Raw genomic sequence first — 12,119 nt, forward strand, 5'->3', positions numbered from 1 at the left:
GGGCTAGCCATTAACCGATAACTGAAAGACAGTTGCAGTGTGAACTTCATCATTTAGGATGATGATGTAGCCCTTTGCCTGTTCGGAGCGGTTAGATGCCGAGTTTATTGGATAATCTGGAGAACAAGCACTCATGATGCCTGCTCCACCGGTAATACTGGAAAGGTTCTATTATACCTTCACTGGGTTATAGGTATATAGAATGAAAATATTCGTGTATATTCTTAAATAAACTTTCTCTATGTCATGACGTACGATCAGTGGTAATCAGGAAAACTTTTAGCAATACGAAAAGATATTTCAGGATTTATCGGATATTGATCAAGATAACCCGCAACATCATCAATAAACTCAAGATAGTGAAAGTGCTTTTTTTCCAATGGTGAGGCCGCATAACACCATCGCTGGTTCTTGATGCTGTAAAAATCTGAAGCCAGAGCTATTGAGCTAAAGTTTCGGTTATTGAGGTAACTACGATAACCTTTTTTCTCTACGTCTTTAAGCCAGTCAGGGTAGTTTAGGGATACGAGGCATCCAGATACCCTATACTGAGGAAGTACGGAAAGTTGTAAGCGAGTACCTGATGACTCAGGACTCGCTTAGTCGTGAAATGTAGTAGGGATTTTGAGAAGTTGTCATTTATTTTTTAAGTTGTCACTTTATTTTTAAATTGCCACTTCCTTTTTAACTCTCCACAATTTGGCTCACCGCATAGTGACAAACTCCTCAGCGGAGGTTGGGTGAATGGCAACGGTGTCATCAAAGTGAGCCTTGGTAGCTCCCATCTTTAAAGCCACGGCAAAACCCTGAAGCATTTCATCTGCACCATGCCCAATAGCATGGATACCGACGATTTTTTCTTCGACACCCACAGTGACCAGCTTCATTCGTGATGGCTGGCGATGACTGGTCAATGCACTGTACATTGCCGTAAACTGGCTAGTATACACTTTGACATTCTCATCACCGTACGCCTCACGAGCAGCCAGTTCAGTTAGACCCACTGTACCGATAGGAGGGTGGCTGAAGACAACCGTGGCCACATTGTCGTAGTTCAAATGCTCATCCGGTTTATTATTAAACAGGCGCTCTGACAGGCGACGACCCGCTGCAACAGCAACCGGGGTCAATTCAACCTTGCCAATGTTGTCACCCACGGCATAAATGCCATCAACATTGGTATTCTGGTATTTATCTACCGGAATGTAACCCCGGGCATCCATCGTAACACCCGCTGCACTGAGGTTGATGCCAGAAGTATGCGGCTTACGGCCTACAGCCCAGATCACCGTATCAACATTCAATGAGTTACCGTTTTCCAAATGAACGGTCAAACTACCATCGTCTTCTTTTACAACTTCTTTTGGTACTGAATGGGTATGAAGCTGAGGACCTTCGGACTCCATCACTTCTACCAGCGTATCTGACAACATCGCTTCAAAATTACGCAATGGCTTGTGTTTACGAACCAGCAAATGCGTTTCACTGCCCAGGGCATGTAACACACCGGCCAGCTCAACAGCAATGTAACCTGCACCCAATACAGCTACCCGGTCAGGGCGTTCGGTCAACTCAAAGAACCCGTCCGAATCGATACCGTATTCGGCTCCGGGAACGTCTGGAATCAGGGGTTCACCACCGGTTGCAACGGTGATATGGTCTGCTGTGTAGTGCTCACCATTCACCTCTACCGTTCTGGCATCAACAAATCGTCCATAGCCGTTTATTACGGTAATTTTATTATTACCCAGGCCCCGTTCATAAGATGCATGTATACGACTGATGTAAGCCTCCCGACTTTTGACGAGCTTGTTCCAGCTAAATGACTTCAACTGCTGGTCAATACTGATATCAAAGCCGTAGTCAGGCCCATAACGACAGGCATCAGCAATTTGTCCGGCAAACCACATGGCTTTCTTGGGAACACACCCTACGTTTACGCAGGTTCCTCCCAGATGCTTAGCCTCTACCAGCGCCACTTTTTTACCGTACATAGCTGCACGATTTGCTGAAGCGATACCACCGCTTCCACCGCCGATTACCAGATAATCAAAGTGGTTTGATGTCGTCATTTTATTGTCCTGAGAAAGTCTCTGATTACTATAAGGTCAAACTGCCCGATTTAAAGTATCAATGTGCATTTGATATCTATAGCGCAATATGAGCAGCCTTATTAACCATCTAAAATGATTGGTACGACTAAGCCTGTTCATATTTGTTACGTATATTCGGAAGGTTACATCCAGAGGGTAAACGCAGTAACAGGAAAACAACACCAAACATCTGGCTATAAAATATGAATTGCCTGTTTACCCTTTATTTACCAAGGCCTGAAAAGACTTTTATAAAAACTGGCATGCCACTTGTATTATGTCAGGCGAGAACAAAAATCATCAGAAAATAACAATAATAACAATGACGACTCCCAGCCTACAAAAATAATAATATAAGGTCGGGTAACTCAAGCAGACAGGTTTGCACGGTATCTCAGGGTAGCCGACAAACAGGGACAAGAAAGCCGAGAAGACTGACTGAGTCTGGTAACAGGCTACAAAAGGCAGCGCGGGCATTCGACAGGGAAGAAATAAAGAGCTTCTGTGTATCTGTAAACCTGTCTGTTTGTTTATTTTTTCATTCTAACCCCCCTTTCTGGCTTAACTATCTTCTATCTTCTTCACTCTCTATAATTTAGCCTGTGACAACTTGAAGCAGGTCGATATGTCGGGTTAGTGCTATGTTGTGAGACTTGAGTATAAACCATTGGCATCTCAAATTATGACCAACGATGAACAAATTGAAGCCGCCAGAGCCTATATTGCTCTGTGCAATGCGCACAGGCTTGACTGGATATCTGCGATGCTTGATGAAAGTGCCAGCTACTACTCTGCCTTTCTTGGTGACTTTCAGGGAAAGACCGCCATTCTCGATATGATGACCACTTTTTTTTCAAAAATTCCCGACGTGAACTGGTATGTCAACAGCTACCGAAGCCTGAATGGCTGTTGTGTAGAACTTGAGTTTGTCAGAACGGGTACTGATATTGAATCGGATGAATCTGTGAATGTACCAGGTGTAGAAAGGATTTTTTTCTCCAACGAAGGTCTGATCAGTCGTATAGAAGTGCATAAACCTTGAACCATGTTAGTGTGTTACCAGCGTTACAATCCTCACAACCCGGTACTCAGCAAGTAACAGATTGCCCCTTGTCCATGGAATAAACAGAAAGGTGAAGAAAAAATTACCTCCTAATATATCAACAAGTTATTGAATTACAGATGCTATTGGCACGCCCATTATGTATGACCAGTCGCAAACAAAAAAACGCCATAAAATAACAACAACATGGCAAATCCAGATACTACTTTCAAGAATCAGACAGATAGACTCTACGATATTCAGGACTCCAACGCTTGCCTCTGACCCTGGCTTCCAATGCAGTTTGTTCACATTTTGGTGCCAGCCTCTCTTCCTGGGCCTTTCTGGCCACGGCAATCGCTATATCACAGGTCACCTGGTGAATACGGTTCAATTCAGGCAGTAAAGCGGCTTCCGGATTCATAGCCACTGGCGAGGCCATGGCCAGTGTTTCAACCGCCACATCCAGCATGCCATCGGATACTCTTTCAGCATCACTGGCCAGAACACCTAGACCCAGCCCCGGAAAGATGTAGATATTGTTACATTGAGCGACGGGGTAACGGTTACCATTGTAGTCAACCGGATCAAATGGGCTGCCAGTAGCAATCAACGCTCGACCTTCACTCCACTGAATAATATCTTCCGGTGTGGCTTCAACCTGGCTGATTGGATTTGACAGTGGGAAGACAATGGGTCGCTCATGATTCTCAGCCATTTTCTCAATGACTTTCCGGGTGAACAGGCCTGGCTGACCTGATACTCCGATGATAGCGTCAGGCCTGGCGTGGGTGACGACGTCTAGCAATCCGGGATTCTCATCACAACCCCATTGACGGAGTTCTTCACAACTTTGTACCAGCCTCTGCTGGAACGGCCGCAGGTCTTCCATCTGGTCATTCAGCACGCCATAGCGGTCAACCATGAAGATTCGCTGACGGGCTTCTTCATCACTGAGCCCCCGGCCAACCATCAGACGGATCAGCTGCTCGGCAATACCGCAACCGGCTGAGCCGGCACCAAGGAAGACAATTGTCATCTCCGCAATGGACTTACCTGCGGCTTTGGCCGCCGCCAGCAGCGATGCTGCAGTAACACCGGCTGTGCCCTGAATATCATCATTGAAAGAACAGAGTTCATCCCGGTATTTTTCCAACAGCGGTGTTGCATGGTTGATGGCAAAGTCTTCAAATTGTAACAATGCTTTTGGCCAGCGACGTTTAAGTGCACGGATAAAGTCGTTCACAAACGCATAGTATTCATCGTCTGCAATACGCTCATGACGCCACCCCAGGTAATTCGGGTCATTCAGTAACTGTCGGTTATTGGTGCCGCAATCCAGTACGATAGGCAGTGTTTTGTTTGGTGCAATGCCACCCACCGCACTGTAGAGAGACAGCTTGCCAATACAGATCCCCATGCCACCAATACCCTGGTCGCCCAGACCCAGAATACGCTCACCATCAGTGACAACAAGCACTTCAATATTACGCTTGAAGTTGGCCAGCATGGCTGAGATATGTTCACGCTGGGGATAGGAAATGTAGATGCCTCTTGGTCGACGGTAGAGGTCACTGAAGCGCTGACAGGCCTGCCCTACAACCGGTGTGTAGATGACAGGCAGCATCTCCTGAAGATAACGTTGCAGAAGCGCATAAAACAGTGTTTCGTTGGTATCCTGCAATGCGCGCAGGTAGATATGCTTCAGTATCGGCGTAGGCTTGGCTGAGAAAGACTTATAAGCTCGACGACATTGTTCTTCCATCGACTCTACCCTTGGCGGCAGAAGGCCATGAAGGTCCAGCTCACTCCGCTCCTCCATAGAAAAAGCGGTCCCTTTATTCAGCAGGGAGTTCTCCAGCAACAAACGGCCTGTGAGGCCAGTATGGATGCATTGGTCGTGTTCGCTCATTGTTTTCCTACGTTTTCAACCGATTTGTCAGCCGTTTTTTTCAACAAAAGTGCAACCAGAACTGCTGATATAACAGTCAGTGTCAGCAGAGGCACAAAGGATAATCCTTAGTGCAGGAGCAGAACAAACGGAATAACCGAAATAATCAAACATGTAATAACGTCGGCAGCAACTGCCTGAAAAACAGGCTGTCTCAACGATTTAGTGGATTTTGCCCTGAGGCAAAGAGGCAACATTTGTTACCCTGCAGGGACCATTGTCACACTTTGTGCGAACCACGTAACAAATAGCAACCTATAAACTGTGCATTATTTAATCATAAAAAATATGCTGTCATTCTGAAACTACGTATATCAGGGCATGAGGGGATTATTCTTTTTTTTGGCACGATAGTTGTATTAGTCAAAGCAACAAGAACAAAACACCCACCATAAAAACAATAACAGGGTTTAGCGCCGACTCATCAGAGCGTTTTATAACAAGAATAATAAATAGTCGGCAGTAACAAGCAGATGGGTTTACAAGGTGCTTTTTTGTGGACACAGCACCAATACGGATACCAGAGAGCTTAGAAGATCAGCTAAATCCGGAGTAATATCGGAAAGGCGGCCAGGCAACACTGGGAATATGGAAGTTACACAAAGCTATTTTCCACACAGCTTGCAAACCCATCTGTTTTCCTTTTTATGCCTCTTTTCTGGAGCGTCTAAGTTGCGACAGTAGCATTCCAGTCATCATCAGGCCACACCCTGACAAACTTCTCAGACCAAGCTGTTCGTCCAGCAATAACCATCCTCCCAGTACGGCAAAAACAGCTTCCAGACTCATAATGATTGCCGCATGGGAAGAGGCTGCATCTCTCTGGGCAATGATTTGAATCGTAAAGGCGACACCAGTAGACAGAACACCGGCAAACAGCAAAGGCCCTGCACTTTTTAGAATGGCATCAAGGCTGATGGGTTCAAAATAAAGAGCAACCATCATGCTGCATAAAGCGGTCATAAAAAACTGTATTAATGACAGCCTCAGAGGGTGAACATGCCGGGAAAGCCAGCCAATAAGCAGTATTTGAACGGCATACATAAGGGCAGAACCTAAAGTCAGCACGTCACCTTTATTAAAGTTCAGGCCATCCTGTACGGTCAGGAAATACAGGCCCGCCAGCGCAATGGCCCCACCCAGCCAGGTTGCAGAGCGGGTGCTATGCCCAAACCAGATCCCCAGTATAGGCACCAGAATGATATAGAAACCGGTGATAAAACCTGAGTTGCCCGCTGTGGTATACAACAGACCAACCTGTTGAAAGGATGAAGCAAGAAAAAGCACTACACCGGTTAATGGCCCCCATTTCAACAGCAATTGACTGTCGTATTTCTGTTTATTACCGGAAACTTTCTTTCCGGAGATGTTTTCCAATAGAAAATAAACCGGTAATAACGAGATAAAGCCCAGAGCAAAACGGCAGGCATTAAACAGAAATGGTCCAAGATGCTCCATGCCTTTGATCTGGGCAACAAAGGCAAACCCCCATATGGCAGACACCCCCAGTAGTAGAATATCTGCTCGAAGCGCTTTGGTTTTCACAGTACACAACCCGGCTTGTTGTGGCCATCCTTTCGCCAGGCTGGCCAGATTATTTATTGGTGCAGGCTCATACCGCTATCAACGGCTTGTCATTGTCGCCCGATTTTTTGCTGAGAGCATTTTGCCACCAGCAGCAAAGCTCGGAAAGTGTTTATCGACTGATGATGCAAACTCAGAAAAATAGACTAAGCCTTCATGGCGCAATACCATTACCAATAATTATTTCTTAAGGTTCGGACAAGCCTATGGTCGATATGCATCAAACCTGTTGTTCTCTGCTGCCTGAGCTGTCTGAACAGGACATGGGGCGACTGGCAAAAATTTTCCAGCTACTGGGAGACACCAAAAGACTGCAGCTGGTCATTGCCTGTCTTGAAGAGCCACAGCCTGTATGCTGTCTATCGGAAATTTCGGGTATGTCGCAGCCTTTAACCAGCCATCATCTGCGCAGTTTGCGGGAAGCCAGAATCCTGCAATCAACCCGCAAAGGAAAGCAGGTACTCTATGAGTTGGATGACCACCATATCCGGCATGTCATTCTTGATCTGGCCAATCATGTTAAGGAGCATACGTAAAATAGCTGAAAAGTACTGGCAGAATATTGAACTGCCCCCGATCATGCCACTTCATAACGCCTTGTCTCTCAAAGCTTCAGGCAAGGTGTCCATAAAATGAGGAGCCATCACAAACAAGGGGGATAGCCGCAAAAATTAGCTGGTCATGTTCGTATGACTCTGATAATTTTTTCATATAATTATCAATCGTGGTGACCACCACATTAGCAGGACCTTCTTTGGCAATGAAATAACCTTCACCCAGGTAAACACCTGAGTGGTGTAATTTGGGTCTCTTATTAAATTGGGGCATGTAAAACAACAATCGAGCTCCAGCGTTCAGAGTATTATGCTGCTCAATACTCTCAGGATTCCTGTTGTTTATTCTATAAACGCCATCCTGTATTTCTACTGGAAAAATCGAACAATATTTATCGCCAAGAATTTTTTCATGGGATTTCATTTCGTTAATGAACGCAAAACGATTTTGTAACGATGCTGTGTGATCAGAGCAAAGGAACTGCGCAAAATGGAAGCAAACGAAGCTATCCAACATAATATCTCTGGTTTCAGTTTTTTGATAACCTATTTGTTGAGCCAGGCCATCTCTTCCAAACTTAAACAAAGTAAGCAGGTTTTGTTTAACACACTCAGGCATTTCTATGTGTTTTAACAATTCACCATTTTTATAACCAAGAACTATTTCAAGCTGTTCCACATTGGCATCTGCCACTTCTTTAATGGGGTTAAAGGTATTAAAAAAACGTACTGTTTTCAGTGTTTGCCCCATATCCAGAATCATGATACTGCCTTTGTCATTTTCAGGCATCTCGATTTCATCGTCGCCATTATCAGTGGGCAGTAATATTGCGTCTGGTATCAGTTGTTTTATATGTCTTTGACTGATATCACGTCCATAATTTCCAACAAATGCAATATTATAAAGCTCCCTCGTTATAAAGAGTCGGCATTTTGAGACCTGCTGCTTTTCGTCAGCTTTCTGATAATTGGTGATTAAAGGTCTTTTTTGTTCTACTGGGAAATTACCCCCATGGCATCCAGTTAACATATTACAATATCTCAAAAAAGTATCTGATCATTATTCAATATTTAACCATGAAGAATCACTAACCATTAGGTTAAGAATCAATAACCATCAGGTTGTTGATGGATTACGAACACAAATCATCACGCTGAAAACTGCTTCAATACAGACGCTAAATAATTGCATAGTGCCACTTAACGATATGCATTTTCATGGCTTGACGCACCATACATATAAAATTATATTTATATAAAATTATTCTTATACTATTGTGAGTGAAATCATGCCATCTTGCTCAGCAAACCAAAATGCAAGCCCACAGAGTGACACAATGAAAAGTAGCTGTGCTGCATCTTCATGCTGCAGCAATAACCCTCAGTCAGAAGCTTCTACAATAGACAGTCAGACTTCTTCAGTTTCCGGTAGTATGCAGCTGAGCTGGATCATCACAGGCATGGACTGCCCAAGCTGTGCCGCCAAAATTGAGAATGCCGTAAAAGGGCTGAATGGTGTTACCCGGGCCCGGGTAACATTCGCAACGGAGCGCCTGCTGGCAGAGGTTGAAAATCGAGCAGGCATCAGTGATGACATCCTTAAGACCCTCCAAGAACTGGGCTTTTCGGTTAAAGACGACGCTGCTTCAGAAACGGCAGCTGACAGTTTCCTGAAAAAATACTGGCGCATTATGTCACTGGCTTTATTTATGCTGGTCGCGGTATTGATTCAGGGCACCTTTCCCGTTGCTGGCAACGTGCTTTTTTACCTGGCGACACTCTGGGGGCTTTACCCTGTTGCGACTAAAGCATGGCAATTAGCCGGGAGTGGCTCTCCCTTCTCCATCGAAACCCTGATGAGCATCGCGGCCATTGGTGCCCTGTTTCTGGGTGAAACCGTTGAAGCCGCCATGGTGCTTCTGCTGTTCATGATCGGTGAACATATGGAAGCGTTTGCTGCAGGGAGGGCTCGACAGGGTGTCCAGAAGCTGATGGCCCTTACACCAGAAACGGCTTACCAGATTGACCGCGATGGGCATAAAACAGAGGTTTCTGCCCATACCCTGAAACCAGGAGACATCATCGAAATATTACCGGGCAGTCGTCTGCCCGTTGATGGTGAACTCTTAACGCCCAACGTTAGCTTCGATGAAAGCGCACTAACCGGAGAATCCGTCCCTGTAGAACATAACCCCGGTGATAGTGTAATGGCTGGCTCGCTATCTGTGGATCGGGTAGCCCGACTCAGGGTAATTTCAAAGCCCGGAGAAAGTGCAGTTGACCGTATAATCCGTCTGATCGAAGAAGCAGAAGAGCGAAAAGCGCCAGTTGAACGTTTTATTGATGCTTTTAGCCGCTGGTATACACCATTAATGATGTTTATGGCAGTACTGGTGGCTTTTATTCCTCCACTGGTATTCGCCGGGCCCTGGGTAGAATGGATCTACAAAGCACTGGCACTGTTACTGATCGCCTGCCCATGTGCACTGGTGATTTCAACGCCTGCTGCTGTTACCTCGGCCCTGGCCAGAGCATCTCGCAATGGTGCACTGGTCAAGGGTGGCGCAGCCCTTGAGCTATTGGGTTCGGTAACAACGGTCGCCTTTGATAAAACCGGCACACTGACTGAAGGAAAGCCTGCCGTTACTCACATAGCATCGTTTGACCGTTCAACATTCAACCCAGAGCCCAACCCAGAGCAAGAAGTCCTGCGACTGGCTGCAGCCGTTGAGTCAGGTTCAACACATCCACTGGCCAAAGCCATCGTAGCCAGGGCTGATGAAATAAATATCAGGCTCCCTGTCGCGGGGGAAGTTGAGGCCAAACCAGGGCTGGGTGTTCAAGGCCAGGTTGAAGGCAAAACGGTTGTTATTGGCTCCCCACGACACTTACAGGACAGTATTGACTTGGTTGCAGGCGCCCAACAGACGCTCGAACAGCTTGAAGAGCAGGGTAATACCATCGCTGTGGTGACGGTTGAAGGGCATTTAGTGGGCTTTATTGCCCTTCGGGATGACCCAAGAACCGATGCCCCGAATGCCATCGCAGCCCTTAAAGCCATGGGTATCAACAGTATCATGCTCACTGGCGACAATCCGCGCGCTGCGACAGCCATCGCCAGCCAATTGGGAATAGAGTATCGCGCGGGTCTGCTGCCCGGGGATAAATCTGCTGAAATTGAGTCGTTGCGAAAACAAGGTCGGGTTGCCATGATCGGTGACGGCATCAACGATGCCCCTGCACTGAAGACGGCAGATATCGGGATTGCCATGGGATCTGGTGCCGACGTCGCTCTTGAAACCGCAGATTGTGCGCTTACCCATAACCGTGTGGCAGAACTCGCTGACCTTATTGGTCTTTCCCGCGCTACCATGACCGTTATCCGCCAGAACATTTTTCTGGCCGTGGGCAGTAAAGCCGTGTTCCTGGTCACTACCCTGCTGGGCATGACCGGACTCTGGGCTGCTGTTCTTGCTGATACTGGTGCCACGGCGTTGGTCACTGCTAATGCCCTTCGGCTGTTAAGGAACCGCTCGAGCAATACCAAGAAAGGCTAAACCTTTCACCTATCCGGGCGACTCAGAATGAAACGAGTTCGTCCGGAGATTTCCACCTGTGCCACAGAAACAACGCCCATCATCGAAGTCTTCAGAAAAGAAGTCTTCACAAAAAAAGAAAGCTTCAGCAACGTCTGGTAACCACAACATTCTGGATACCGATGGGCTCAAAACCTCTGGCTTAACAACCAATAACAGCATTCTGGTAAAAAAAGAGGTTGGCAAATATCAGGTCCAACAGACATCAGGGTTAGCTTCTCAATTTGAGCAGGAAAAAGAGAAGGCTGCACAACAGCGGGCATTGCTGGAAAGTCTCCACCCGGGATGGACCGCCCCTGATCAATCCGACTTTACCGGACTATCTCTGCATAATCGGGATCTGGAGCGCATGCGCTTTAAAAACAGCCTGATGAAGCGCTGTAAATTCCGGTCCGGCAAACTGCGTGGCGGTTATTGGAAAAACTGTGATCTCCGCGGTGCCGATTTTCGCCATACCGATCTGCGGGACTGCATTCTGGATGGCTGTAACTTGAATGGGGCTGACCTTCGTCACGCCAACCTGACCAACGCCCGAGTCATTGATACCGACCTCTCAGCAGCGAATTTTGATCATGCCGTGCTGGAGAGAGCGGTGATTGAGAATTGTGATATGACCGCACAAACCTTCCACAACAGTTCCTGCCGGGAAATACGTTTATACAACAGTCATATCATCCACGGATTCTTTGACAATACAGATTTCTCACATGCAGAGATTCAGGATATGGAGTTTCGTCACTGTACGCTCACCAAAACATCATTCAACAATGCGGTGATCAACAACACATCATTCAGGGGGTGTGAAAGTTTTGATGAAGGCCCCTCTTTTTCCAAGGCAAAAATGAATGAAGTCACCATGGCTGACTGTGAACTTCAGTCTGTCAGTCTGACCAATACCGAAATATCTCAGTGTGTTTGGGAACGTGTAAGCTTAACCAATGCCCAATTGGATAATACCGTATTCAACAAGGTCAGCTTCAATGAAGGCGTTTTCACCGACTGTTTCAGTGTGGAAAAGGCGCCAACATTTAACCATTGCCATCTGAATCATTTGCTGATCGAGCATACCGACCTGACCGATGCTCACTTCAGCAAAAGTTGTTTTATCGGAACCATTATAAAAGACTCAGATATTGAACAGTGGCAACTGAACAATACCCGAATCGCACCGGATACAATCATTGAGTAAGGCTGGAAATACCACTCTTGATTAAAACCGCAACGAGCTCAACATTGGTTGTTATGATCTTCGTTGGAATTCCTCGCAATACCCGAGGGCACAAGTAGCCCTGCTATTGG

General features: G+C 46.4%; 8 protein-coding genes. 4 read left to right on the forward strand and 4 right to left on the reverse strand.

Features of this window, described 5'->3' with window-relative positions:
* Window positions 1-704: 704 nt before the first annotated feature.
* Window positions 705-2,072 (reverse strand): glutathione-disulfide reductase, encoded by a 1,368-nt coding sequence (gene gorA, locus KDK15_RS18930; protein ID WP_257296956.1) that lies wholly within the window; start codon window positions 2,070-2,072, stop codon window positions 705-707.
* A gap of 688 nt (window positions 2,073-2,760) precedes the next feature.
* On the opposite strand from gorA, the gene KDK15_RS18935 reads away from it, so the two are divergent.
* Window positions 2,761-3,135, forward strand: coding sequence for a nuclear transport factor 2 family protein (locus KDK15_RS18935; RefSeq protein WP_257296957.1), 375 nt, complete (start codon window positions 2,761-2,763; stop codon window positions 3,133-3,135).
* Window positions 3,136-3,364: 229 nt separating this feature from the next.
* On the opposite strand, the gene KDK15_RS18940 is transcribed toward KDK15_RS18935, so the two are convergent.
* Complete coding sequence (locus KDK15_RS18940) at window positions 3,365-5,047, reverse strand: NAD-dependent malic enzyme (protein ID WP_257296958.1); 1,683 nt, start codon at window positions 5,045-5,047, stop codon at window positions 3,365-3,367.
* 684 nt (window positions 5,048-5,731) lie between these two features.
* Window positions 5,732-6,631 carry a DMT family transporter gene (locus KDK15_RS18945; protein ID WP_257296959.1) on the reverse strand — a complete coding sequence of 300 codons (900 nt, stop codon included), beginning with the start codon at window positions 6,629-6,631 and terminating at the stop codon, window positions 5,732-5,734.
* A 245-nt stretch (window positions 6,632-6,876) separates the two neighbouring features.
* On the opposite strand from KDK15_RS18945, the gene KDK15_RS18950 reads away from it, so the two are divergent.
* Window positions 6,877-7,206 (forward strand): helix-turn-helix transcriptional regulator, encoded by a 330-nt coding sequence (locus KDK15_RS18950; protein ID WP_257296960.1) that lies wholly within the window; start codon window positions 6,877-6,879, stop codon window positions 7,204-7,206.
* A gap of 76 nt (window positions 7,207-7,282) precedes the next feature.
* Here KDK15_RS18950 and KDK15_RS18955 read toward each other — a convergent pair whose 3' ends face one another.
* The gene (locus KDK15_RS18955; protein ID WP_257296961.1) at window positions 7,283-8,254 is read right to left on the reverse strand and encodes a hypothetical protein; all 972 of its coding nucleotides are present in this window, start codon (window positions 8,252-8,254) and stop codon (window positions 7,283-7,285) included.
* A gap of 307 nt (window positions 8,255-8,561) precedes the next feature.
* Here KDK15_RS18955 and KDK15_RS18960 point away from each other — a divergent pair, with 307 nt between their 5' ends.
* The gene (locus KDK15_RS18960; protein ID WP_257296962.1) at window positions 8,562-10,781 is read left to right on the forward strand and encodes a zinc/cadmium/mercury/lead-transporting ATPase; all 2,220 of its coding nucleotides are present in this window, start codon (window positions 8,562-8,564) and stop codon (window positions 10,779-10,781) included.
* 58 nt (window positions 10,782-10,839) lie between these two features.
* Entirely contained in the window at window positions 10,840-12,009 is a 1,170-nt protein-coding gene (locus KDK15_RS18965; protein ID WP_257296963.1) for a pentapeptide repeat-containing protein, read from the forward strand.
* Window positions 12,010-12,119: the final 110 nt, after the last annotated feature.

The organism is Endozoicomonas sp. YOMI1 (assembly GCF_024606345.1).
Classification (GTDB): Bacteria; Pseudomonadota; Gammaproteobacteria; order Pseudomonadales; family Endozoicomonadaceae; genus Endozoicomonas.

What these genes read in the sequence shown, in the direction of transcription:
- gorA (WP_257296956.1), bottom strand. Translation starts at nt 2,072, where the DNA reads ATGACGACATCAAACCACTTTGATTATCTGGTAATCGGCGGTGGAAGC.
- KDK15_RS18940 (WP_257296958.1), bottom strand. Translation starts at nt 5,047, where the DNA reads ATGAGCGAACACGACCAATGCATCCATACTGGCCTCACAGGCCGTTTG.
- KDK15_RS18950 (WP_257296960.1), top strand. Translation starts at nt 6,877, where the DNA reads ATGGTCGATATGCATCAAACCTGTTGTTCTCTGCTGCCTGAGCTGTCT.
- KDK15_RS18955 (WP_257296961.1), bottom strand. Translation starts at nt 8,254, where the DNA reads ATGTTAACTGGATGCCATGGGGGTAATTTCCCAGTAGAACAAAAAAGA.
- KDK15_RS18960 (WP_257296962.1), top strand. Translation starts at nt 8,562, where the DNA reads ATGAAAAGTAGCTGTGCTGCATCTTCATGCTGCAGCAATAACCCTCAG.